The following is a 25,326-nucleotide window of genomic DNA, read 5'->3' as shown; positions in this document are numbered from 1 at the left end:
CGCAAACTCACAGAATACTTTCAGGTTGTGATAGTGGCGCTCCAAGACTCGTCTGGTTATATCAAACATGTCGGAAGCGAAAGCCAATGACGAGGTTCCCTGACCGGACCCCATAACTGAACCCTTCTTCTCTCTTCTCTGACCCGGCGGTTTCCCCCCGCCGGGTTTTCCTTTTCTTTTCCTTTTCACCCCCATCTATGTCGTGGCGGCTTACTGGAAGCTGGCGCGGGATACGCAGTCTGACGCCATCCGGGAGAGAATCTGGGCGCGACTCGCCGGTGGGGCATCCACAGGGTTTCCGTCGTCCCCACCTGTCATGGTGGTTGCCCTGCGGGGGTGACACACGATGGCATCCCGTGAGCGGACGGTCTCGCGCCACCCGCTCGGTCCAGGGTCCAGCGAGGGAATGCGAGGATGCGTCTGATGTACGTCGACCCTACAAGAAACGTCAAATCTGGGAATCTGATGTGGATTCTGCCATATTGCCGCCCCGACCTTCCCAAGATCGCGGGATCCTTCGTCCTGTTCGCCATGAACAACGCCATGGCGCTGATGACTCCTTTGATCGCCGGAATGATTGTCGACCAAGTCATCACCCAGGGGCATACGGACCGTCTTGTTCGCCTGTGCCTGCTAATGGTGGTCCTCACGCTGGTGAGGGTCGTGTCCCGATACGGATACCAGCTCTGGATGGAGCGTTTCGGTCAGAACTCCATCTATCGTCTTGTCAGCGACGAGTATGAGAAGTTGCACGAGCTCGATTTCACGTATTTCAACCACACGCGCACCGGCGACATCATGAGCCGCATGACGTCGGACACGGATGCCATACGCCATTTCCTCAGCTGGGTCACCTATCAGATGGCCGACGCCGTTGTGATGGTCGTTGGCGCGTTGTGTGTGATGTCCGTCATCGATTGGCGTCTGGCGCTCGCCCTGGCCTGCGTGATCCCCCCGTTGTTCGCTCTGACGAGGCAATTGGCGAAACACGCGCGTCCGTTGTTCCTCGAGGTTCGCAACTCGCTCGCCGGACTGAACTCCATGGTCGAGGAGAACATCGAGGGGAACAGGGTCGTCAAGGCCTTCGTGCGTGAGTCGTATGAGACGGAAAAATTCGACGGCTTCAACGACGACTACATGGACCGCAATATGGCACTGGCGCGCAACAGCAGGCGGTACATGCCCTGGCTGGATGGCCTTGGCTTCTCCCTGCAGCTCATAACCTTGGGTTTCGGCGGCTACCTGGTGATTCATGGTTCGATGACGCTGGGCAATCTTGTGAGCTTCAGCAGCTTCCTGTGGATGCTGGATGGGCCGGTCCGCCAGTTCGGCTGGCTGATAAACGATTGGCAGCGCTTCAACGCCAGCTGCGTTAAGATCCGCCGTCTGCTCACCGCGCGTCCGCGAATCGTCGAGCGTCCCGATGCCGAGAAGGAGGTCCGGCACGCCGTCATCGTTCAGGCCAAGGTAACCGGTGATGAGCAACGGGAACGCGTGGCCAACCACATGAGCGGAGAGATCCGCTTCGACCACGTGAGCTTCGCTTTTCCCGACGATCCGGACGTGCCCATCCTCAAGGACATCGACTTCATCGTCCAAGCGGGGTCGAAGCTGGGCATACTCGGCGAGACGGGTTCGGGGAAATCCACGCTGGTCAGTCTGATCTCCCGGTTTTACGATCCCACTGTCGGGCATGTTCTCATCGACGGCATCGATGTGCGTGACTGGCCTTTGTCCACGCTACGCAGCCAGGTGTGCATCGTCGCGCAGGACACATTCCTGTTCTCCGACACCATTGGAGGAAACATCGGGTTCGGGGCCGGACCCGGGCGTGATGACAGCTTCATCCGGCACATGGCCCGTATGGCGGGGGCCGATGGTTTCATACAATCCCTTCCCGAAGGATATGACACCGTTGTTGGAGAACGCGGAGTGGGACTGTCGGGCGGGCAGAAGCAGCGTCTGAGTCTGGCGCGCGCTCTTGCAGATGATCCGGCCATTCTCGTCATGGACGACACGACGTCGGCCGTGGACATGGAGACGGAGGCGGAGATCCAGACCCATCTGCGCGGAATGGAGGGATCCAAAACGATCATCACCATCGCGCACCGCATCTCCTCGGTTAAGGACGCTGATCTGATTCTTGTGATCGAGCACGGAAGGATCGTGGAGCGGGGCACGCACTCCCAACTGGTGTCCGCGCACGGACGGTACTGGGAGATATACCGCAGGCAGCTGGGATTGGAGTCCGGACAGCCGCAAGGATTCGGACGATAGGGGAACGCATATGGCAAAACGCAACACATACCGCGAGGACGAGGATCTCGAGGAGAGGATCAACACGAAGGACCTCAGACGTGTCGTCCGATATCTGAGGCCATACAAAGGACGCGTGGCGAAGATCCTTGTCGTGGTGATTCTCATGAGCTTCATCCTCGTCGCGGTTCCCTACGTGACGAAGATCATGATCGACAGCGCCATCCCCCACAAGGATGTGCGCCAGCTGATTTTCCTGTCCGTGGTCCTCGCGGTGCTGATAATCCTCTATGAATTCGGGCTGAGGTATCGGACCATCGAGATAACCCGCGTGGGGCAGCTGATGCTCAAGGACATGCGGCGGGACCTGTTCACCCATATCCAGACGCTTCCGTTCAGCTATTTCGATTCGCGGCCTCACGGAAAGATCCTCATACGTGTCGTCAACTATGTGAATACCTTGTCGGATACGCTGTCCTCGGGTCTGATCAACGTCATCTCGGATGTCTTCACCTTCATCATCACGCTGGTGGTTATGTTCGCGCTTGACTGGCGCCTGACGCTATGGAGCCTGCTGCTCTTCCCCCTGCTCGTTCTGTGGGTGAGGGTTCTCCAGACCTTCCAGCGCAAGGCCTACCAACGTCTGTCGAACAAGCAGAGCAACCTCAACGCGTACATCCATGAGTCGATCGCGGGGGTCAAAACCACACAGACCTTCGCGCGGGAGCGTGAGCAGTTCGAGGCCTTCCAGGAGCAGCAGGGCGAGGTCCGGTCTGCGTGGATGCGCGCGGTGCACATCCAGTTCCTCATGTGGCCGGGAGTGCAGTCCATCGCCACCATGACCATCGCGCTGCTGTACTACGTCGGCATCATGGGAGTGGGGGGAGTCGCCGTGAGCACCGGCGTCCTCATCGCCTTTGTGGGATACGCGAACAATTTCTGGAGTCCCGTCATCGACATGGGCAACTTCTACAACCAGCTCATCACCTGCTCCGCCTATCTTGAACGGATATTCGAGACGCTGGACGTCCGGCCCGAAATAGTCGACGCTCCGCATGCGCCCGACCTCCCGACGATCCGAGGTGCGGTAGACATCAACGATGTGGTGTTCCGCTATGAGCCCGATGGGCGCAACATCCTCAACCTTGTCGACCTCCATGTGCGTCCGGGGGAGACGGTGGCATTGGTCGGACCGACGGGAGCGGGCAAAACGACCATCGTCGGCCTGTTGTCGCGATTCTACGATGTCACCGAGGGGTCGGTCCTCATCGACGGCTACGACGTGCGGGACGTCACGCTGTCGTCCCTGCGCCGCCAGATGGGAGTGATGCTGCAGGACACGTTCATCTTCTCCGGGAACGTCAGGGAGAACATCCGCTATGGCCGTCTGGACGCCACCGACGAGGACATCGTTGAGGCGGCCAAGGCCGTTCACGCGCATGATTTCATCATGGATCTTCCCAATGGCTATGACACCACCGTCGAAGAGCGTGGATCGACGCTGTCGGCGGGCCAGCGTCAGCTCATCTCCTTCGCGAGGGTTCTACTGGCCGATCCGCGTATCCTCATTCTCGATGAGGCGACCAGCAACATCGACACCCATACCGAGGAGGCGCTGCAGGCGGGAATAGCGCATCTTCTGAAGGGAAGGACTTCCTTCGTGATAGCGCACAGGCTTTCGACCATCGAACATGCGGATCAGATCTGCTACATCGATCATGGGCAGATCATGGAGAAGGGGACGCACGAGGAGCTTCTGCGACGCAGGGGAGCCTATTACCGCCTTTACGAGTCGCAGTACGCCGCTATCCGGACCGGCTTGGAGGAAGGAGACGCCGACGCCGACGATGCGCGATGATGCGATGACGGTGTGACGAGGGTGTGTCTTATGGCCCACCCAATGTGACCCAGCGCAAGTGTCGGCCATAGACTGGTGGCTATGAGCCGACACCATCATCGTGACCGCAGTTGGGCTCCTCGTCCCCAGCCGCTTCCGCAGGATTCCCACGTCGTCGACGACCATACCCATGTGGCCTCGGTCGTTCCGTTTTCGCGGGAGATGAGTCGTCAGGCCCTGGAGCGGGGGCAGGATCCCGTGGAGGTCCTCGGCATTGACCAGCAGCTTGACCTTGCGCGGTCGGTGGGGGTGGAAGGGATCATCGACGTCGGATGCGAGTATCCGAATCTTCGCACGGCCGTCGATATGGCTCTCTCCCACCCGGGCGTCGTCCACGCCGCCGTCGCCATCCATCCCAATGAGGCGGTTCTGCATGGACACCACGGAGTTCCGGGGCCGGACGGGCTTCCGATCTCGTATAAGCCGTGGCATGACCTGACCTTCTCCGAGGCCTTCGAGGAGGTTCGGCGGCTGTGCGTCGAGAATCCGGGCGTCGTCGTCGCCATCGGGGAGACGGGCATGGATCTTTTCCGCACGGGAGCCGCCGCCGAGCAGATCCAGCGGGAGGCATTCCGGGAGCATATCGCCTTGGCCAAGGAGCTGGACCTGCCGATGCAGATCCATGACCGCGACGCGCATGCGCAGGTCGTCGAGACCCTGCTTGCGGATGGGAGCCCGGAGTTCACCGTGTTCCACAGTTATTCGGGCGACGCCGACATGGGCAGGATCGCGCGTGAGCAGGGGTGGTATCTGAGCCTTTCGGGAACGGTGGGATACAAGGGAAACGAAGGCATTCGCGAGTCCGCGCGGATCGTCGGCCTCGATCATGTGATGGTCGAGACCGACGCGCCGTATCTTGCCCCAATGCCCTACCGGGGGCGCCCGAACGCTCCATATATGATTCCATACACACTGGCCGCGCTCACCGAGGTTTTCGATCTGCCGGTCGCGGATGTTGCCCGTGCGACGCGGAGGAATGTCCGCACGGTGTATGGATTCTAGGCCGTTCCTCTGCGCGTGGTGGCGCGATGTCCCAAGGGTGAAGTTGGTATATGTCTTATGGGCGTATACACTTGCCGCTGAATGAATTGTAAAGAAAATGTCAAGACGGTTTTTCTTTGCGATATAACGCGGAGAGGGTCTCCGCCATTGGAGGACACTGCATGGCGAAGTCACGCAATCGTGGTTCATCTCGGGGGATTGACAATAGCCGGAACAACAGTCAGGGGGGTCGGTCGTCCCGCAAGGCTGAACCGGAGGCCTCCGCGCCGCCGACGCCCGTGACCCCGGCACCGGCCCAGTTGAAGGAACAGCTTCTCAAGGCGGGGACATTCACCAACGCTCCGAAAGTCTCTCGTAGGACCATGACACGGAAGGAGCGCGAGGAGCTCGAGAAGCAGCATGCCGTGGAGCGCGAGGAAGCCATCAAACTGGCCGACGCGGCTTCCCGAGGCCCCATCGGACGTTGGTGGACCCGGGTTCAATCCGGTCCGAACCGAGTCTCCTTCGGCATGGCGATAGTCGCGCTGGGGGTGGTGTATGGCGACATAGGAACATCCCCCCTCTACACCGCGCAGACCTTCCTCTCAGGTCAGGGAGGTCTGGCCAACACCGACCGCCAGGCGGTTCTTGGCATGCTGTCATTGGTGTTTTGGTCGATCACGCTGATAACCACAGTCAAATACGTGCTGATCGCGATGCGGATAGACAACAAGGGCGAGGGCGGAATCTTCGCCCTGTACTCCCTGATCCGTCGTTACGGGGCGTGGCTGGCCATACCCGCCATGCTGGGAGGCGCCGCGTTCCTCGCGGATTCGGTGCTCACCCCCGCAGTGTCCATATCCTCCGCTGTGGAGGGACTGCAGAGCATCACCGTCCTGGAGCCGCTGTTTACCGAGAACCCCAATCTGTCGCTGATGATCACCGCCGTGATCATCGTCGTTCTGTTCTCCGTGCAATCGCGCGGAACGGAGAGCATCGGCAAGGTTTTCGGCAGTGTGGTCATGGTGTGGTTCGCCTTTCTTGCGGTGGTCGGACTTCTGAGCCTTCACAATGACTGGAGCGTCATGGCGGCGCTCAACCCCGTGTACGGCGTCCATTTCCTGTTCAGCTCGCATAATGTTGCCGGAATAGCGCTTATGGGAACCGTGTTCCTGTCCACGACCGGCGCAGAGGCGTTGTACTCCGATATGGGTCATGTGGGACGGGGCAACATCTACTTCACATGGCCGTTCATCAAAATCGCCCTCGTCTTCAACTATTTCGGACAGGGCGCGTGGATGCTGCGCAACCGGAACAACGCCGCGTTGGCCAAGATGGACAGCGTCAATCCGTTCTTCCTGATGATGGGGCCGAACGTCAGATACTTCGCTGTCATCCTGTCGGTCACCGCTGGAATCATCGCATCCCAGGCCCTGATAACAGGGGCCTTCACCATGGTGTCCGAGGCGACGGGTCTTAACTGGATGCCCCATCTGCAGGTCCGATATCCCGCCCGCACGCGAGGTCAGCTCTACATCCCCGTTGTCAATGGAGTGCTGTGCGCAGCCACGCTGATGGTCCTCGCGATCTTCAAGGACTCGGAGCACATATCCGCCGCCTATGGGCTGGCCCTGACCATCACCATGATCACGACGACCATTCTTCTAGCGGTCTACATGTGGTGCCATCGTCGTCGCGCCGGGGCCGTCGTGTTCACCTTGGTGTTCCTATCGATCCAGATCATGTTCTTCATCGCATCCATGGCGAAGTTCCTGCATGGCGGCTGGTTCACCATGCTGCTGACTTTGGCGATCCTCATCATCATGGTGACGTGGAACGACGGAACGCAGATCGAACGGTCTCAGCGGCGGCACATGAAGCCCAAAGACTTCCTTCCCGCGTTGGACAAGCTGCACAGTGATTTCCGCATCCCATATTTCGCCGACAACATCGTGTACCTCACGTCCGATTGGGAGATGTCGCGTCTGGACACCGACATCTTCTTCTCGATCTTCGCCGACCATCCCAAGCGTGCGCGCGCTTGGTGGGCGGTGTCCGTGCAGACCACGGACGAGCCGTTCACCCGCGAGTATTCGGTGGAGGATTTCGGCACGAACTATCTTTTCCGCGTCCGGATTCGTCTGGGGTTCAAGGTCTCCCAGTCCATCCCGGCGTACATCCACCAGATCATGCATGATCTGTCCCGTGCCGGGGAGATGCCTCGACAGGGGTCGGTGTATCCGAAGGTCGATGCGGATCCCGGAATCGGAACGATTCGTTATGTTCTGATCCACAAGGCGCTGATGCCCGAATCCAACATTTCGGCAAGGGGAGCGCTCTCCCTTCAGGTGAAGTACGCCATCAGGCATGTGGCCGGATCCCCGGTCAAATGGTTTGGATTGGCTCCCTGCAATCCGCTGATAGAGGTGCAGCCCTTGTTCGTGTCGACGCGTCGACCTCCGCGGCTGCGCCGTGAGCCGATTCGTGCGCGAGCTATCGATCCGAAGGACAGCGGGCCCAAGACCGTCGCATCGACGGGGGAGCCACGGGGACAACAACGGGAGGACCGCTCCGCCGTCCGCCCAAGCGTCGTTCCCGACGGGCACAGAGCCGTCCAAACGCCAACGACGCCCATTCCCTCCGACAACGCTCCGACCGAGCGCATCACGGATGTCGTCCAAGCGTTCGACCCCGAGAAGACGGTTGTTCTGCATCGCATAGAGGTCCCGGCGCATGAGTCCATCGGCAGTGCGGAGTCCGTAGCGCAACAGGACAACGTGGACAAGAACGGCGTGGTGGACAAGAACGGCGTGGGAACGGAGCGTTCATCCGTGGATCCCACCCCCGACGATTCGGCGGCCGCGGATGATGGACCGGTCGTTCCTCCATCGCGGGACGGTCGCGGTACCCCTCGACGCCCCGGACGTATCGCCCGTGGCCGTAAACACAGCTAGGGGAGTCGTCACAGGTTACAGTGGTTGATTATGTGCAGATTGCTGGGATACGCGACCAATGGACTTGAGCTGAGCCTGACGGATGTCATAGGCGAGGACGAGTCTGCCCGTTTCCGCGATCTTGGGCGCATCCACAACGACGGATGGGGAGCGTGCCTCGTTTCCGCTCCGAATGACAGCCCCTTCCGTCGGGACGGCGGGGAGCCGGTTCCGGAGACCATGGAACGTCTTTACCGTTCTATCGAGTCCTCGGTCCATGATTCGATGTTCCCCGCGTTGGCCACGCAACGTTCGCGCGGGGCCATCTGGCATCTGAGGCTTGCCAGCTCCCATCTGCCACTCGTCCTTGGCAACCAGCAACCGTTCGCCACGCATGGGTTGAGCTTCATCCACAATGGCGACATCTCGAATGACGAGGGCCGCAACATCGTTGATGATCGTGATTTTCCGGTCACACGTTCCACCGTTCTGTCGACGGGCGGGGAAAGCGACTCCGCGGTCTTCTTCGCCGTGGTCATAGAACAGGTGGGATTGGGCCTGCCTCTGGACGAGGCCGTGTGCCGCGCGGTCCGCAAGCTGAGGGAGCGGTACCCGCTTTCCAGTTTCAACTGCATGGTCCAAAGCCGTGATGAATTGGTGGTTCTGCGTGCGGCCGGACGTGAGGGCACGCCTCAGCGGGTGGTGGATGTCTACGAGTCCTATGGACGCGGTGACGAGGCGGCGGACTACCGGGCCGTGCGATATCGTCCGATCGCCGATTCAGCTGGAGCGCCCGTGGGGGTGGTCGTGGCGAGCTCGGGATTCCCCCAGCCCGCATCTCTGGGTTGGCGGGAGCTTGGGAACAACCATCTTCTGATCGCGTCGAACCACACCGGACAGTTCCGCATACGCTCACTGTGATGCCCGTTCGCCCATGCGCCCCACTAGGATACTGGATATGACCGGCCTCATTCCCAATATGCAGCAGATCGACGATCTTCATCGTCGCATATCGCCGTCGGAGGCCGCGTACGACCTCATTCACACCCATTGCGTCATCGTCGCGACCATCGCCCGCGCTCTCGCGCGTCGACAGAACGCGTTGTTCATGAGGCGCTGCACGCTGCCCGTGGACTCTTCCGAACGAGGCGGCGATTCGCACGGAGGGTGCGATCCATCCACGTCGTCCAGTGAAGGCTTTATGGTTCCACCGACCGAGGGCGTCGTTGGAGGAACGATCCCTCCGCATTATCTTGATGAGCGAATGGTGGTGGTGGGGGGGCTTCTTCATGACATCGGCACGTATCGTGTCCTGGCGCATGATGGGTCGGACGGTCGCGCGCTGAAGTTCGACGGTCCCCGCTACATCCTTCACGGGCTTCTTGGATATGAGTACCTCAAAGAGCAGGGCGTCGACGAGTCAATCGCTGAGTTCGCGCGGAACCACACCGGTGTGGGGCTGACGCGAGAACAGGTGGTGGAGCAGAACCTTCCCCTCCCGCCCGACAACTACTCTCCCATGACATTGGAACAGGAGGTGGTTATGGTGGCAGACAAATACCACAGCAAGTCGATTCCTCCCCGGTTCCTCACCGCTGAGGCCTATGAGCGCAAGGCCGCACGGTATGGTGAGGCCAACCGGCGTGCATGGATGGAGCTGGTGCGCAAGTACGGTGTTCCCGACATCGATTCACTGGCGAGACAGTACGATATGCCCGTATCGCGATAGATCAGGGCGACGGCCGGTTGGGTATGACGGGGGTGGTGTCGCCGGCCCCATAGTTGGCCGGCGACACCACCCCCGTCCGGATTGAATCCGTCCGTCAGATCAGATCCACCCGCTCGTCGCCCGCGTCCAGAATCGTCTCGTCACTGCTTACCACAATCACGCATCGAGGGTCCTTGTCATGGGCAAGCGATTGGAGCGTGGACATGATGGACTCCGACTCGTCATCATCCAGACCCACGACTGGTTCATCGAGAATCAGAACCTTCGCCTCGCAGCTGATGGCTCTGGCGATGGCCACGCGCAGCTGCTGAACAGGGGAAAGAGTCCCAACCCGAACGCGCCATGGTGAGTTCGGTCCGTCGGCGTCTTTCGTGCCGTCGCTGGGGAAGCCTACATGCTTGAGAAGCTCTTTGGCGATGGTTTTCTTCGGCTTCAGGAAGTTTCGGTTCGATGCGTCCATCGCGTACGTGATGTTGTCGACGGCGTTAAGTCCCTCCCGGACCCGGTATTTCTGAGTGACGATGCCAAGCCGGTGCCCGCGGGCCTCGACCGCGTCCAGTTCCGCGAGGTTGGCGCTGCGCATCATCACCGTTCCGGAAGTCGGGCGACGCAGCCCGGTGATGACCTGAATGAAGGTCGAGTGCTGTTCGGTGTAGTCCGGGTCGACTCCCACGCAGTAGAGATTGCCCGCGTAGAAGGACATGGTCACGTCGTCGAGGATTCGGCGGCTGTCCGATTTCTTGACGACGGTCACATCAGTCAGTGAGAACGTCGGGTAGGACCGCAGCAGGATGTCATCCTCCTGTCCGGTGGACCGGATCGTTGCGCTGATTCCCTTTTCGATGGACAGGGCATTGGCAGGGGTGCTGACTGTGTCGTCCGTGTCTTCGTCTTCGTCCGCAACGTCCTCGTCTTCGTCGATATCGTCCTCATCGATCTCCGCGGCTGGCGGTTCCGTTGTCCCGGCGGCATCCGGCACCTCGGCGTCCGGCGAGTCCGATGGGGCGTCCTTAGGGGTGTTATCCGCCGGAGCCGCTTCGGGCGTGGCGTCGTCCGTGTCGTCCTCGTTCCCGGCGGTGCTGACGTCGCTAGCGGCATTATCGTCAGGAACGGCTGCGTTGGTGTTGGCGGCTGTATCGTCGTCTACGTCGTCTACGTCGTCGGCGGAGTCGGCGTCTGTGGAGTCGGTGCCTGCGCTGGCGACGGCGTCGTCATCATCGAAGATGATGGAGAAGGTCACTTCCGTGGCACCATCCGTCGCCGAGGAAAGGGTGTCCTCGGCTTTCGTCGTGTCGGTGTTGGAAGTGGTCGCATCCGGAGTTGTGGCCTTGGATCGGGCCTTGTCTGCCGTGGTGTTGCCACGAGCGCTGGATTCGGTGTCGCCGCTCATCGAGTCGTTCGTTTGTGGCTTCTCGTTCTTCTCTTGCGGGTCGTCACTCATCGTGCGCCTCCTCGCTGGTTGTGTCCGCGGCGGCTTCCTTGGTGTGCATGGTGTCCGTCTTATCGGGCGTCTCTGTGTTTTCTACGATGTCCGTGCTCTCGGATGCGTCACCCTCCGGACTCTGTGGAAGATCGTCCACCGGAGCCTCGATGACAGGCAATGGATCGACAAGTCTTGCACGCCTCAGGGAGAGGACGGGCACCATGGATATGATGGCCAAAGCCACGCATATGGCCAGTCCGTATCCCAGTACCGACCAGATAAGCCATGCCTGAATGGGCGTGGCGTTCGATCCGGCCAATGTGTAGCCGAGCCAGGGCGTGCCGACGCCGCCAAGGAGTGTTCCCAAAAGAAGTCCAAGAAGTGTCAGCATCAGAGACTCAATCATGAATTGCCATGCGATACGACCACGTGACGAGCCAACAAGCATGGCCACGGCGATTTCACCGCGTCGCCGCGTCGAAGCCAAGATCGTGAGTCCCAGAAGGATGACGCCACCTGCGGCCCATGTCACGATGCGGACGATCCGCAGCCGTGAAGCCAGTTGGGACAGAGGCGTGATCTTGTTTTCGTATTTGGTGAGGGAGGGGGAGCTGACATCATGCGTTGACGGGAGCTTCGCTTTCTTCACCGCCCTGACGAAGGTGTTGTATGCCTTCAACTTACTGAGCTTGAACATGACGTTCAGATCCGGCTTCGCCCAGCCTTTGCCGTTGGATATGTCCAGTCCGTTGTAGCCGAAGGTGTAGTAGCTCGAATAGATGGCGTTCTCGCGATTGTCCTTGGACTGTTTCGCATCGCTGCCCTGCCCCTTGGAGGCCGAGCCGACATAGACGTAGATTCCCCGCACCTTGAGTTTGTACGTTTTCGACGAGTTCGTCGGGTTGGCGACGGTGATGGTGCTTCCGACTTTGAGGTTGTTCTTCTTGGCGAGCGATTGGGATATCAGAACGTTGCTTGTGTCGGCGCCCGTGTAGTTGAGGTGCTTGCCGGAGATAAGTTTGAATCGTCCCAGGTCATTGGATTGGGCGGCCTCGAGCGTATAAAAGCTTCTCCACGTCAGCTCCCCTCCCGTTTTGTCGGCCCCGGCATCGTTGGTCCCTGCGATGGCCTTGGTTGACGAGGTCTGGCGCACGGGAACCGTCTCGCTGAACGTGTAGGAGAAGGTCACTCCGGCGGACTGCACCTTGGTGGCATAGGTGGTGTAGTCCTCCCATGACAGATGGTATTTGGTCCAGGAGGAGTCTGCCCCATTGCGCTTGGCCTCCGTCTTGGCCGTGGGGCGGATGACCACTGTGGGTTTTTGGGCCTGATACGTCGTGGTCTCCGCCGTGTTCGCGGAGTTGATCACGGCGGTCGAGAAAATTGTCAGGGTCGCGGCTGACAGTGCGGTAAGCGTGATCGTGGCGGTGCGCCATCCGTGGAGCGTCAGAGTTGCCCATGCGTTCTTAAGAACGAACATGTGGTGCCTTTCCGGTGATGTGGGAGCTCGCGTTCGGACCTGGAGACATTCCTGTGAGGTGGTCGGCGGGCCTTTCCGTCTTATGTAATGGTATCGCGCTTAACTCTGGAACGTCTCTGCGGTATTGCTGAACGCTGGCTGGGAGCTGGGGATGGACGCCCGAGGCCATGCGGGATTCTGTAGTTACTTGATGCCTGATTGGCGGATGTCGCGTAGTTAACAATACCGGTAATAGTTCTAGGGCTAGAATATAAAAGTTCATGAGATAGAACCCGCGTGGGAGGCGATGCGGGTTCGTCGGCGGTCGAATGTACGGCCTCGAAGAGAGACAGGTGGGAATGATGATTGAGTCCGACGGTATGACGGTGGACTCCGCTGGCCGACGGGCATCGGCAGCTTCGATGGACCGCTCGGGTGATGCGCGGCCCGGCTCCCGGGGCGGGCGCGAAAGGTTCTCGATTATTGAGACGGCCAATGGGCTGTCGCTTGAGGAGATCAATTCCACCGTGCATGTTCCCTCGGGGCATCATGGGTTCTGGCGCAATCTTGTCGCGTTCTCTGGACCGGGGGCCTTGGTGGCGGTCGGATATATGGATCCGGGCAATTGGATCACCTCCATAGGTGGAGGTGCCCAGTACGGGTATCTTCTGATGTCGGTTATCCTGCTTTCGAGCCTCATCGCGATGATGCTACAGTATATGTCCGCGAAACTGGGAATCGTCACTGGGCTTGATCTGGCTCAGGCCACACGCGCTCATACCGGTCGCCGACTGGGTTTTGCGCTGTGGGTCAGCACGGAGCTTGCCGTCATGGCCACGGACATCGCCGAGGTGATCGGCGGGGCCATCGCGCTTAAGCTCCTGTTCGGCATTCCCTTGCCGTGGGGTGTGACGCTGACCGTCCTCGACGTTCTCCTCCTTCTCCTTCTCATGCAGATAGGCTTCCGAAAGATCGAGGCGATCGTCGCGACGCTCATCTGCGTGATTCTTGTGGTCTTCCTGTATGAGGTCGCCGTCGCGGGTCCGGATATGGGTGCCGTAGTGGCCGGATTCGTTCCCAGCACCCAGATTCTGGGCAACGGACAGCTGACGATGGCGTTGGGCATCGTCGGAGCGACCGTTATGCCCCACAATCTGTATCTGCATTCCTCGATCGTGCAGACACGTGATTACGACCGCGACGACGCCTCCCAGGTGGACAAGGCCGTCCGCTTCGCGACATGGGATTCGAATATCCAGCTTGGTCTGGCGTTCCTCGTCAACTGTCTTCTGCTGATGCTGGGCGCGGCGATGTTTTACGGACATGGTGACGGTCTGGGCACCTTCACGGCTTTGTATGACGCTTTGAAGGATTCGTCGATCGCGGGCCCGGTCGCCAGCGGTGTGCTCAGCACGTTGTTTGCTGTGGCGCTGCTCGCATCCGGCCAGAATTCGACGATCACCGGAACGCTCAGCGGACAGATCGTCATGGAGGGATTCATCCGTATGCGTATTCCCCTGTGGCTGCGGCGGGTGGTCACCAGAGTGATCTCCATCATTCCCGTCATGATCTGCGCCATCATCTTTGGCGGCAAAGAATCGGCCTTGGACAGTCTTCTCGTCTATTCGCAGGTGTTCCTCTGCGTGGCGCTGCCGATCTCGATGATCCCGCTCGTCGCTTTGACGTCGTCGCGCAAAATCATGGGCCGCCACGTGAACTCGATATGGCTGTCGGTGGTGGCATGGTTCGTCGTCGCGGTTCTTACGGCCTTGAATCTTCAGCTCGTTGTGCAGGACGTCTCGCAGCTTCTTGTGAGGGTGTGATGCCCGCTATCGGTTGATGTCGATCGGGGTCACCCGAATCTGCGTCCCGGCGGCCGCATCGAGCGCGATGGGATCCCTTAGCGGCATCTCCTCCCTGGAGGAAGCATCGAAAAGTGCGATGATCGTGGTGGTGTGTGAATGGGGAGGACGTGCCCCGATGAGGACCTCGGACCCTATCCCGATTCCTTGATCGTCCAGATATCGCAGGAGTCCGGAATCCTCGTCGCTTACGCGGTCGATGCGCACCACTTCGCGTTGTGGGGCGTCGGCAAGCGGAATCGAATGATTCTCCGGCAGGGTTCCATCGGCCCGCGGTATGGGGTCGCCATGGGGATCCGTCTCAGGGTGGCCCAGAAGTTCGTCGATCCGGTCGATCATCATGTCCGAGGCGGCGTGCTCCAACGCATCCGCCTCGTGATGCACCTCGTCCCAGCGGTATCCCAACGTCCGCACAAGAAAGGTCTCAAGAAGCCGGTGTCGCCTGACCATGACCAGCGCGTATGACTCGCCCTCCGCGGTGAGCTCTATGGTGCCATACGGAGTGTGCGTCGCATATCCTCCGGATACCAGACGGGACACCGCTCCCGACACGGTGGAGAGCTTCACGCCCGCCCTTTTCGCCAGCTCGGAAGGTGCGACGGACTCTCCGGTCCATTCACGCAAATCCCAGAGAACCTTAAGATAATCTTGGGCGTTCGCGGACAGATTGTGCAAGGACATGCGGATCATTCTAGTGGATGCTGCTGAATCGGGACGAGAAACCGTTCCATGCTTGCGCGTGCCCGCGGAAACAGCGAGATACTGGTTGGTGGAGCGTGTGTGAGAAGACGTGCGTGCGTGGAAGACATGGATGAAAGAGAATGATGAAAGAGAATGATGGAAGGGAATGATGTGGGAGCGCGGGGAGCCGCAGGGAATAACGGCCGTCCGGCGTCGGAATCCCCGCAAAGCGGTCGCGCGGATAGCGCTGTTGGCGAGGCTCTGACGGCCGATGACATCGCCGCCCTTAATTCTCCTTCCAACATTCCGCGTTTCCCCCGCTGGGCTTGGGCCATTCTGGTGGGATTGCTGATTTTCATCAGTGTGTTCGGTGCGCTGGTGTGGTTGAAGGCCGAGCATAACGCCGCCCTTGAGGACTGTAGGAACGCTGTGTCCAGAAGCAATCAGGCGCGCTCGCGTCTGGAAAAGACCCTGAAGACGGTCGCGTCCACGTCCGGCGGAGTGACATCGTCGCAGGTGTCGCAAGCCTCCGTGGTAACAAAGCTGAGCGCGACGGTGTCGGCCGCATCCGCCATCCTGTCGAAGAACCCGGTTCTCACGGCCGCGGATGCATGCTCCACGAAGAGCTCCACGAAGTCGCTGAAAGCGTCCACCGCAGCCATAACCGCGCAGACCGAGGCGATGCGTGCGCATGTGGACAAGGTTACGAAAGCCTCGACCACGGTGCTGGCGAGTCGTGATGAGAAAACGCTTGCGGATGAGCAAAGCACCTTGTCGGCGCTTGCGACGAACGCCAAGACACTGCTGAATTCGACCGCTGCGAAAACCGCCGAGACGACGTACCACGAGGCGCTGTCCACCGAGATCACCGCGGCGCTTGCTTTGGTGAAATCGAAGTCCACAAGCTCGTCGTCGGCCACGGCGCTCGCGAAGAAATGCCGCGAGAGTGCCACCTCGCTACAGAAGGCGATGGATGCCGTGAGCGCGTCGATCGAGCAGCAGTCGGGGGTGGACTGCGACAAGCTCAAGTGCGTGGCGTTGACGTTCGACGATGGCCCCAGCGCGGTGAACGACTCCAAGCTCCGCGACGAGCTTGACAAGCTCAAGGTCAAGGCGACGTTCTTCATGATCGGCAAGAACATCACGTCGAGCACATCCTCGAACATCACGCGCGATGTCGCCTCCGGAAGTTTGGACGGGAATCATTCGTGGGACCACGCGCAGCTGTCGAAGCTGTCCACGAAGGACATCGCGTCCGAGCTTTCCCTCACAGAGAGTGCCATTGTGGCCGCGGGTGGTGTGAGCTCCGGCTTGGTGAGGCCTCCTTACGGCGCTTGGAATGATGATGTGCGCAACGTCGCCGCGAAGCGTGGCGAAGCCATTATTTTGTGGAACGTCGATTCCGAGGACTGGAAATCACTTGATGCGAAGAAGACAACGACGACGGTCGTCAACAACGTGTCGGCGGGATCCATCGTCCTTATGCATTCCATTTACGCCAGCACGGTCAAAGCGGTTCCGGACATCGTTCATCAACTGCGCTCAAAGGGATACACCCTTGTGACGGTCGCCCAGCTGCTTGGTGGTTCACCCAAGCCGGGGTGGGTTTACTACAGCCAGCACGACATGATTCATCTGGGATCGACTGAACAGGTGGAAAACTGACCTTCCGCCGATTGTGCACGGTTGCCGCAGAGCATTGTCACAAAGTATTTCCACAGAGTCATGGGATACACTTGCGCAAGCAAGATGTCTTTTTTGGAGCGCATTTGCATTTTGTGACCATGAATGTAGGGAGGATGGTTGTTACATGGTGACCACCGTGTTCCCGGTGTTGATCCGATTGGCTGGGATACTCATGTCCGCCGTACTCTCCGTGGGGTCCATCTCCGCGCCTGCGGCAATCGGATCGACCGTCACTGACGGCTCTAAAACGGATGTCGTGGTCTCGTCCGCCGACGAAACGACGAACGGATCGTTTCCCGACAATCCCTCAATGACGCTTCCCCAGACAATCGTGGATTCGATTCCTGACGACGCGACGACGATATCCGAAACATTGGCGAAACTATCGGATGGAACGGTGAGGAACGTTGAGACAGGGGAGACTGTCACCGATCCCAGCGTGGTCGGCACATCGACCCAGCCGCCGGATCCTCTTGATCGCACTGATGGGCAGAAATTCATTCCCGTGTCGGTGAGCAGGGTCCGTGAAGCCATGTCATCTTCCGAAAGCGGGTCCGGATCCGTACGGACCGCCGCTTTGTACGACAACACGTATGGAGCATATTGGGGGACCAAGAACGGTACGTCCGCGTTCTTCAACGCGGACGGGTCGCTTTTCGTCCAGCAGGCGTCACGGGTCATCGACGTGTCCGAATATCAAGGTGACGTCAACTGGACCAAGGTCAAGCAATCCGGGGTCCAGGGGGCCATCATCCGGATCGGATACGCCTGGGACAACGGATTCGATGCGAAGGCCGTGCGGAACATCACCTGGTGTAAGCGGCTGGGAATCTCCTTCGGAATCTATCTGTATTCGTATGCCTACGACGTGGACACAGCGTCCGCGGAGGGAGCCAACGTCGCGGCGTTGCTTAAGGAAGCGGGAGTGAGCGCCAGTGACCTGTCGTATCCAATCTACTACGACCTTGAGGATTGGACGTGGAACGATTCCAACGATAAACCGATCCATGTCCCGCCAACAAGCACCACGACCTACGAGGCGATGATCAGCGCTTGGTACAAGGAACTGAATTCCGCGGGATACACCAATCTGGGCGTGTACTCCTATACGAGTCGGTTGAACGGTGTTTTGAAGTCCTCATCCATCTGGTCCAAAACAACTTGGGTCGCTCAGCATGGGGGAACGAATGAATTCACCGGCTTCACGTCAAACAGCAGGGGGTGGCAGTACACCGATCGAGGCTCCGTAAGTGGCATCAGCGGAAGCGTCGACTTCAGCGCGTTTGGCAACAAAACCTATATCCCCGCGTGCAATGGGAATTGCTATTACTTCAAGAATTCGATTTCGGGGGGCAAGGCCGACAAGACCGTGCGCTACGGGAAGGGATCGGATACGGTTCTGGTTGGTGATTGGGATGGTGATGGGGTGGATACGTTGGCGGTGCGTCGATAGGTGCAGCTAGGTCGCCGGCCGTGCGCTCTAATCCGTGTACCGCAACGCCCAGGCCGCGATTCGAAGAACCACGACCGTAGGTACGATGATGCTCAGCCCCGTGAGGATTCGGTTGGGCAGCCCGGGGACGATCCGTCGCCTTCCACGCATCATCCCTTTGTAGCCGGCTCGTGCCACGGATTCGGCGTCCATCACGTTCCGCGCGAACACCCGGGTCCGCCCCATCTGCGAACGTTCCGCGAAATTGCTGCGCGTCGGTCCGGGGCAGAGCGCCGACACGGTGACTCCCGTGCCTCGCAGCTCCTCGGACAGGGCTTCGGACAGGCTGAGCACATACGCCTTGGTCGCGGCGTACACGGCACCGAAGGGATTGGGCATGAAGGCGGCGATCGACGCGACGTTGAGAATGCGGCCGTGTCCACGTGACACCATTCCCTCGGCGACCGTCCTCGACAATGCGGTGGGGGCTGCCACGTTGACGTCGATCATGGACCGTATGCCCCGAGGATCCTCGTGGGTGAAAGGTCCCGTCATGCCGAATCCGGCGTTGTTCACCAGAACGTCGACCGGTTCGTCGGCCAGACGCCGGCAGACCATATCCACCTGGACGTGGTCGCTGAGGTCGGCGACGATGTATGAGAACCGCCCCTGCGGATGACGTTCGCTCAAAGCCGTGCATTGCGCCCGAAGCGTTTTGACGCTGCGCGAGACGAGGATGAGCGCATCGCCCCGATTCGCGAAGAGGTCGGCGAATGCGCTTCCGATTCCCGATGTCGATCCTGTGACGACCACGGTCCTGTTCATGGGTGTGTGCCTCGGTTCTCTTCGTGTCGCGGGGAACGCGGGCTTGCGTTCCATTCCGGTTGCATACGAGCGTAGTTGCATATGAGCGTAGCCGTCCGGCGGGGATTACGCCCCGCGGGGATGCTCTGCAGCGCAGAGCATCCAGACACGAGTCTGAACCGATCCACGGTTTCATGGTTCCTGCGCATCGTTAACGTCCCGTTGGAATCCTGATATTTCGCAGGGACTCTCACATAGCCAGCCCGTCAGTGTCGCCAGCGCAGTCGCGAGTCCGACGACGTGGTCTTGCAAGTAAGCGTCACACCCGTGCTGGTCCGCGCATGCTTGCCTTTGTCGGACTTCTTGCAATAGGATCCTGCCGTCTTGACCGGCAGGGATGACGATCCGGTATTCCTCGTAGGCGTCGAGGTCTTCTTCGTGACTGCTTTGGCCGGGGTCTTCTTCGCGGGAGCCTGACGGAACGCGGTGGAGATGCTTCCCGGAGCGGCCCCGCCTTTCGTGACGAGCCTAATCTGGATGGCCTCGAGCCTGTAGGCGTATCCTGCGGTCCCCGCATTCGCGCCGTCCTTCGCCCATCCCATCCAGCCGAAGTGCTGGGCGTGGACGCGATAGTACACGTCATAGCGTTTGGCAAGATTGTCGGTCAGCCTGATGCTAATTGCTTCGAGTCTCTTGGCCTTCCCCGTCGTTCCTGATAATGTTCCGGTATTCACCCATTTCTGCCATCCGTAGGTCTGCACGTGCGTGCGGTACTGGATCTCTCCCTTGGTCGCCTGGGACCTCCCCGACAGGCGGATCTCGATGGCCTCGAGGCGTTTGGCTTTTCCGGTGGTCCCCGATGTCGCGCCCTCACCCATCCATTTCTGCCATCCGTAGGTCTGGACGTGCGTGCGGTACGTGAGAACAGGCTTGCTGACCGTGACGCCTGAGGATGACGATGAGGAGAAGATGTCCAGTCCCGTCGTTCCCGTTGCCAGAGGCTGGTTGGGGCATGTCGAAAGAACCGTCGACATCCGGTTCTTTTCACTGGACGTCACCCACAGACCGTACTTCTGCTTGACCGTGATCTGTCTGGCGACGTAGGCGCAGTCGGCCTTCGTGTTGGACGGAACCCACCCCGCGGCGTCTTTGTCACCTTTCTTCCCATTCGTGGGACCGTCCACGGCCAGAAGCTCCAACGGATCATTGGCCAGTTGCGTTCTTTTCGCCGTGGTCAATGACTGGGCTCCGGTCTCCCAGGCGTTGCCGAGCGCCACGACGTGATCGATCTGGACGGCCTGCGACGTATTCTCGCCTCTGACGAAGTTGATGGTCTTCCCGGTATAGGGGTCGTTCAGCGTACCGGATGCAATGACGCAGGTACTGCCCGTCTTATATGTGATATGGGTCAGATCGCGTTTGAGAATGTCGTCGCGCGTGTCGCAGTTGTTGTTGTCGACGTCCTCCCAGTCATTTCCGAACTGGTCTCGCGAATATCCCGCCGTCGAGGCGTCGCTTTTGACGGTCAGCTGCGACAGGGCGGATGCGGCGGTTGTCGTGGACGCGTCGGCTGTCTGCATCTGTGAGGTTGTTCCGGCAAGCGGAAAAACCATGGCTAAGACGATGGCTACTGCGGAAAGCGGCGCCAGAAGAACTGCTCTTCTCTTTTTCATACCCTTCTCGGTTCTCTGTATGCGTCGCGTATGAGACGCGATGCAAGGAATATCATATTCCAGTTCCAGGTATGTACTGAATTCAATTGGGGAATCGCAGGTTCTTTGCATACGAGAGGAGCACGCAGTTGATAAATTCACAGAGGAAATATGCGTCGTCATGCGTCACGAGCGAAGGTTCTGGAACGTTGATTGCCCGATGTCAGCGGCGGACTCCGGCGCAGGGATAGTTGTCACGATCTGAGCAAGATGAGCCGTCGGCGCTATGCCATCGGGTGGTATCGATTGTCGTCGTCATCGTCGCCATGGAGAGAGAAACGCCTCGTGAATGGCTTAGTCTCGCTGTTCCTGAGTCTATTGGCGGAGGACAACTGCCACTGCCGATTAATCGGTCTTAAGGAAGTGGCCTTTCTCTGGATTCAGTGGTCTTTCTCTGAATTCAGAGAAGGATTGCACGATTCAGAGAAAAATTCAGAGATTCGGAGTGGGCGGTTGCGAATCGTACATGAATATGGCAGAGAAGCTTTGTTCAAAGAATTCAAGAATGATGTTAAAGGGCCTTTCGGATTCAGAACCGGTAGAAGCGGTTGTAGCCCTTGTCTGCATAGGATTATCGCGTCCTGCCAGTCCGGTGACCGTAATCTCCTCGAACTTGAGGATGAGGATCTGGAGGAATCGTTGCAGCGTCTTGTTCCGACGAATGAGGCGGTTTTCCAGGTTCTTGCCGGAACTGATATCAAGGTGAACCAGACATATCGTGGGCCACTGCTCAAAACCATAGAACAGATAGCGGAAGCGTTTAAACCATGGAATCCGGGAACGGAACTGAACGTAGGACTGTTTTCCTCAATGGTTCCTGAATTTGATGAAAGGGCTTTCAGAGAGGCCCTGGTCAATGCGTTTGGGCACAGGGACTATTCGGTTCTTGGTCGTGTGCGGGTGCTGGTGGATGATGCCGGGCTGACCATTGCTAATCCTGGTGGATTCGTGGAAGGCATCAGCATTCATAATTTACTTACCGCCGAGCCGCATGGCCGGAATCCATGTCTCATGGACGCGCTGAAAAGGACTGGGCTTGCCGAACGGACAGGCCGTGGCATCGATCGTATTTTCGAGGGGGCTTTGAACTATGGGCGTCCCCTACCGGATTATTCGAGATCAAACGAGCGCGAAGTATCTGTGCTTTTGGCAAGGAGCGCACCTGATAAGGCGTTCGTGGAGCTCTTGGCTGAGGAACGTGAGCGTAGCGGCAGGTCTTTGCCTCTCGATGGGCTGCTCATCTTGGACAAGCTCAAAGGTGAAAGGCGTTGTAGCTTTGAAGTTCTGTCGAAGTCTTTGGACATGAGCGACCAGCGTTTGCGTACCGTATTGGGGCAGTTGGCCGAATCTGGTCTTGTTGAAAGCTACGGCACTGGTGCTCGGCGTTCATACATGTTGGGGGCGAAAGTATCCCGTCGCAGCGGCAAAGTGGTGGAATATGTTAGACAGTCAGACATCGATAGGGTGCGTTATCCGGAGTTGATAACAAAGCTGATGAATAAGCAGGGGTCGGTGAGCAAAAACGATGTTATGAAACTGCTGCACCTTGACTCGAATCAGGCATACTACCAATTGCGGAAACTGGTGAGTGAGGGGCGAGCGAAGAAGGTCGGGAGTGGCCGTAATGCGCGGTATGAGACAACACTGTGAATGGAACAGGCGCTTTTGTCGTATCTTGCCCGGAGGCAAAGCGCCAGCACTTCGGAATTGTCGAACGCTTCCGGGACATCCACCAAAACCATTCGCGATTACCTTTCCCGCATGATGGCAGATGGACTGGTGGAAGGCATAGGTTCCAAGTACAGCCCCAAGCGTCGCTACCGCTTGGTGCCTTCTCAAAAGGCGAACGGAGTCTCAGCGTGAGCAGCTGCCGTATCGGGTGAAGGCGGCTTGAGGACGCCGAAGGGAATGCGGAACCTGGGAGGTTACTTAGGAAGTTGGTAAGGTAAAGGTTCCCAAGTAACTTCCTAGGTTCAAGGTGGTTGATTTATAGCAGGCCTGGTCTGTTTTTCGATGCCAATCAGCAGGCAGTTGTTATGTGAAGAGGCGTTGCGCATAATCCGGATGGATTGGAACAGATTTGTGGTGTTGTCTTTGTGGTTCCTGTACAGGCCAAACGTGACGTCATGTGATTTCAGTGATTCGATCTGCTGACCCTGACGTGTGAGGCTGGCATAAGCGTCCTTCTGGTAGTGGGTAAGAATCTGGAGTAGTCAGGCTCTTACCACTTTGTTTACCTACTAACTACCCCTCTAAAGGCTGCTCAATGTTCGACCACGCAAGGTATGGGTATTGCGGGGAATGGCTGAAACGCAAGGAAACAGGACGGAAGCGGCAACAAAAAAGGGTTTTGAACTTTCGTTCAAAACCCTCATGGCGGAGGATACGAGATTCGAACTCGTGAGGCTGTTACACCAACACGCTTTCCAAGCGTGCGCCATAGACCACTAGGCGAATCCTCCATTGTGCCGTGGACGCCTCCGGTGCCCAGACAACCCTAAAGAATATAGCACGTATCAATTGGAAGCTATAGTGTGGGCATGTTGTGCTGAAAACCATCCGGCTCATCCATGGCCATGCCAATGGCGTCAACCGCTTCTGCGCCGTACGGACGGTGGGGTAGATTGGTGTGACGGTTTTGTTCCGCTATTTGGGACGATGCAGGGATTATTCGGACGACGGGACGTTGGGCGGGAGCGCGGGGAAGTTGATATACAACGCAGGAAAACGATTGGTCTTGCTATTTTTTTGCGTGATTCTTTGTGTATCATCGCTATTTGCAGTTTCCGTTCCTGATGCGGATGCGGCGGATTCATCCTCGACAGAGCGGGTTCCTTATGATCTGAGCGTCGGTTTTCTTCAATCGAATTATGCCGCGGATTCCAGAAAACCGGTGTTTTCCTGGAAGAATCCAACTGACTTTTATCAGAAGAAATACCAGATCAATTTATTCCGGAATAGCTCAGAGACTTCTTCTTTGTGCAGTTCCGGTTGGATCGATGCGGATGATTCCGGAGCTGTGTCTGCCCAAAGAAACGCGTATTTTACCGATGTCTTTCCCTCGGGATGTGAGGGTAGCTCCACTCTTGACGAGAATAGCCTGTACTACTGGTCCGTTGACATACAGAACGCCGACGGGACCGTTCTTTCCTCGGAGAGATGGGATTTTGCAACAGCGGTCGGAACCAAATTCACGTCTACGAATCTTATATGGTCGACAGAGGGTAACTCGTCCTTGATCCGCGCCCGGGTCGCCAAAGCCGATGGAGTCACCAAGGCACTTCTCACCGTTACCGCTCTTGGCTCCGATACGGTGGATACGTCGAAAGCCTCCGGACGGTATATCTTTACGGCATTCGTTAACAATCAAGAGATCGGGGTCGGCCCTACAAGACGATCGTCGAGCAAACTGTTTTATAACACTTATGACATCACAGAGCAGTTGGCGAAAGGAAAGGCGAACGTTCTCGGCCTGTTCAGCTATGCTCCCGGGGGAACCGTATCCCCCGGCGTTCTGATGCAGCTCACCTACTTCTATTCGGATGGCACTTCCTCGGTGGTCTACAACTCTGGTTCCGATGTTCAGAATGGCTCCGCTTCCACGCAAGCCATGTCCATGGACGATATCGTCTATGGGACATCGGGGCATTCCATAGGAACGCAGTATTACACGGAGAATGCGCAGAACGTCGATGTCTCGGCTTTCCCCGCATCATGGTGCGATCCAGACCAGGTTGACGGTGTGGATAGCGGATTCAAGGAGAGCTCGGCTGGGTGGGAGCAGCCGAAAAGTTTCGGATTGCCGACGACGTATAAGCTGTCGCCATCGATTGTCTCCAATATGAAAAGGTCACTGGTGTCTGTCGGATCGATCACTCGGCAGCGTCAGGGTGTTTACACGGTCGCCTTCAACAAAGAGATCATTGGCGACATACAACTGACGGTTACCGTTCCTAAGGGAGAGAAGCAGGCGGTGCGAGTCACCGAAGGCGAGCAGCTTAGTTCGGGCGTCGCCAAATATAAAATGGGAACCGGAAACGTTTATGACGAGACGTGGATCTTTAGTGGTGGCACCTCGACTTTCACGGGGTTCAGCCTCAGGGGGTTCAGATATGTCACGCTACATAACTTTCCCGGCGAACTGACGGCGAATGACATCAAAGGCGTGAAGGTCTCCTTGTCCACTGCGGACTCGGAACAGTCGTTAAGCACCGGAGTGGAGATTCTCGATGACGTTGCCGAGCTGTCGCAATACACTTACGAGGCTACGACCCTGGATACCGTTGTCGATTCGGTGACTCGTGAAAGACGTCCATATGAGGGGGACGCTTTAATCTATCAGGCCTTGAGCTACCAGAACACCGATGATTACATGACTGTTCGAAATACATGGAACTGGCTTTTGGACAATCCTTCGCAATACACCGAATATCGTATGATGACCGCGATAGGAATATATAGGGACTATTTG

Annotated in this window: 16 protein-coding genes, 1 tRNA gene and 2 pseudogenes; 12 read left to right on the top strand and 7 right to left on the bottom strand. The window is 58.3% G+C overall.

The features are described from left to right. The first annotated feature begins 423 nt into the window (after positions 1-423). From Q1X90_RS03280 to Q1X90_RS03255, 6 genes and pseudogenes are all read left to right on the top strand, one after another. Positions 424-2,277: an ABC transporter ATP-binding protein gene (locus Q1X90_RS03280; protein WP_300766517.1), complete on the top strand. Its 1,854-nt coding sequence runs from the start codon at positions 424-426 to the stop codon at positions 2,275-2,277. Between the two features lie 10 nt (positions 2,278-2,287). Further along, positions 2,288-4,114, top strand: coding sequence for an ABC transporter ATP-binding protein (locus Q1X90_RS03275; RefSeq protein ID WP_300766515.1), 1,827 nt, complete (start codon positions 2,288-2,290; stop codon positions 4,112-4,114). A gap of 81 nt (positions 4,115-4,195) precedes the next feature. After that, complete coding sequence (locus Q1X90_RS03270; RefSeq protein WP_300766513.1) at positions 4,196-5,155, top strand: TatD family hydrolase; 960 nt, start codon at positions 4,196-4,198, stop codon at positions 5,153-5,155. A 278-nt stretch (positions 5,156-5,433) separates the two neighbouring features. After that, positions 5,434-7,611: pseudogene (locus tag Q1X90_RS03265) on the top strand (KUP/HAK/KT family potassium transporter); the annotation flags it as partial. A gap of 507 nt (positions 7,612-8,118) precedes the next feature. Continuing rightward, a complete protein-coding gene (locus tag Q1X90_RS03260) occupies positions 8,119-8,988 on the top strand; it encodes a class II glutamine amidotransferase (RefSeq protein WP_300766512.1) in 870 nt (289 codons plus the stop codon). 37 nt (positions 8,989-9,025) lie between these two features. Next, the gene (locus Q1X90_RS03255; RefSeq protein WP_300766510.1) at positions 9,026-9,796 is read left to right on the top strand and encodes an HD domain-containing protein; all 771 of its coding nucleotides are present in this window, start codon (positions 9,026-9,028) and stop codon (positions 9,794-9,796) included. A 94-nt stretch (positions 9,797-9,890) separates the two neighbouring features. On the opposite strand, the gene Q1X90_RS03250 is transcribed toward Q1X90_RS03255, so the two are convergent. Continuing rightward, positions 9,891-11,237, bottom strand: a complete 1,347-nt coding sequence (locus tag Q1X90_RS03250; RefSeq protein WP_300766507.1) for an ATP-binding cassette domain-containing protein — start codon at positions 11,235-11,237, stop codon at positions 9,891-9,893. After that, positions 11,230-12,699 carry an FtsX-like permease family protein gene (locus Q1X90_RS03245; protein WP_300766505.1) on the bottom strand — a complete coding sequence of 490 codons (1,470 nt, stop codon included), beginning with the start codon at positions 12,697-12,699 and terminating at the stop codon, positions 11,230-11,232. The genes Q1X90_RS03250 and Q1X90_RS03245 overlap by 8 nt, the downstream gene beginning before the upstream one ends. A 338-nt stretch (positions 12,700-13,037) precedes the next feature. Here Q1X90_RS03245 and Q1X90_RS03240 point away from each other — a divergent pair, with 338 nt between their 5' ends. Beyond that, positions 13,038-14,501, top strand: coding sequence for an Nramp family divalent metal transporter (locus Q1X90_RS03240; protein WP_300766503.1), 1,464 nt, complete (start codon positions 13,038-13,040; stop codon positions 14,499-14,501). A gap of 6 nt (positions 14,502-14,507) precedes the next feature. On the opposite strand, the gene Q1X90_RS03235 is transcribed toward Q1X90_RS03240, so the two are convergent. Next, positions 14,508-15,221, bottom strand: coding sequence for a metal-dependent transcriptional regulator (locus Q1X90_RS03235; RefSeq protein WP_300766501.1), 714 nt, complete (start codon positions 15,219-15,221; stop codon positions 14,508-14,510). 153 nt (positions 15,222-15,374) lie between these two features. Here Q1X90_RS03235 and Q1X90_RS03230 point away from each other — a divergent pair, with 153 nt between their 5' ends. Together Q1X90_RS03230 and Q1X90_RS03225 are read left to right on the top strand one after the other, a co-directional pair. Continuing rightward, positions 15,375-16,886 (top strand): polysaccharide deacetylase family protein, encoded by a 1,512-nt coding sequence (locus Q1X90_RS03230; RefSeq protein WP_300766499.1) that lies wholly within the window; start codon positions 15,375-15,377, stop codon positions 16,884-16,886. Between the two features lie 145 nt (positions 16,887-17,031). Continuing rightward, the gene (locus Q1X90_RS03225) at positions 17,032-18,360 is read left to right on the top strand and encodes a glycoside hydrolase family 25 protein (protein WP_300766497.1); all 1,329 of its coding nucleotides are present in this window, start codon (positions 17,032-17,034) and stop codon (positions 18,358-18,360) included. A gap of 27 nt (positions 18,361-18,387) precedes the next feature. Here Q1X90_RS03225 and Q1X90_RS03220 read toward each other — a convergent pair whose 3' ends face one another. From Q1X90_RS03220 to Q1X90_RS03210, 3 genes and pseudogenes are all read right to left on the bottom strand, one after another. Continuing rightward, positions 18,388-19,164 carry an SDR family oxidoreductase gene (locus tag Q1X90_RS03220; protein ID WP_300766495.1) on the bottom strand — a complete coding sequence of 259 codons (777 nt, stop codon included), beginning with the start codon at positions 19,162-19,164 and terminating at the stop codon, positions 18,388-18,390. Positions 19,165-19,409: 245 nt separating this feature from the next. Next, positions 19,410-20,114: a hypothetical protein gene (locus Q1X90_RS03215; protein WP_300766538.1), complete on the bottom strand. Its 705-nt coding sequence runs from the start codon at positions 20,112-20,114 to the stop codon at positions 19,410-19,412. A gap of 15 nt (positions 20,115-20,129) precedes the next feature. Next, positions 20,130-20,723, bottom strand: a pseudogene (locus tag Q1X90_RS03210) (HNH endonuclease family protein); the annotation flags it as partial. A gap of 417 nt (positions 20,724-21,140) precedes the next feature. Here Q1X90_RS03210 and Q1X90_RS03205 point away from each other — a divergent pair. Continuing rightward, on the top strand, positions 21,141-22,505 hold the full coding sequence (locus Q1X90_RS03205) for an ATP-binding protein (RefSeq protein WP_300766493.1): 1,365 nt from the start codon (positions 21,141-21,143) through the stop codon (positions 22,503-22,505). Then, positions 22,506-22,718, top strand: a complete 213-nt coding sequence (locus Q1X90_RS07470; RefSeq protein WP_366944453.1) for a helix-turn-helix domain-containing protein — start codon at positions 22,506-22,508, stop codon at positions 22,716-22,718. Positions 22,719-23,229: 511 nt separating this feature from the next. Here Q1X90_RS07470 and Q1X90_RS03200 read toward each other — a convergent pair. Continuing rightward, a tRNA-Ser gene (locus Q1X90_RS03200) sits at positions 23,230-23,317 on the bottom strand. Positions 23,318-23,874: 557 nt separating this feature from the next. On the opposite strand from Q1X90_RS03200, the gene Q1X90_RS03195 reads away from it, so the two are divergent. Next, positions 23,875-25,326 (top strand): family 78 glycoside hydrolase catalytic domain (locus Q1X90_RS03195; protein WP_300766491.1); only part of this gene is annotated, 1,452 nt, incomplete at its 3' end.

The sequence above is a fragment of the uncultured Bifidobacterium sp. genome (assembly GCF_949292005.1).
Classification (GTDB): Bacteria; Actinomycetota; Actinomycetes; order Actinomycetales; family Bifidobacteriaceae; genus Bifidobacterium.
This window is presented reverse-complemented; position numbering and strand designations above follow the sequence as displayed.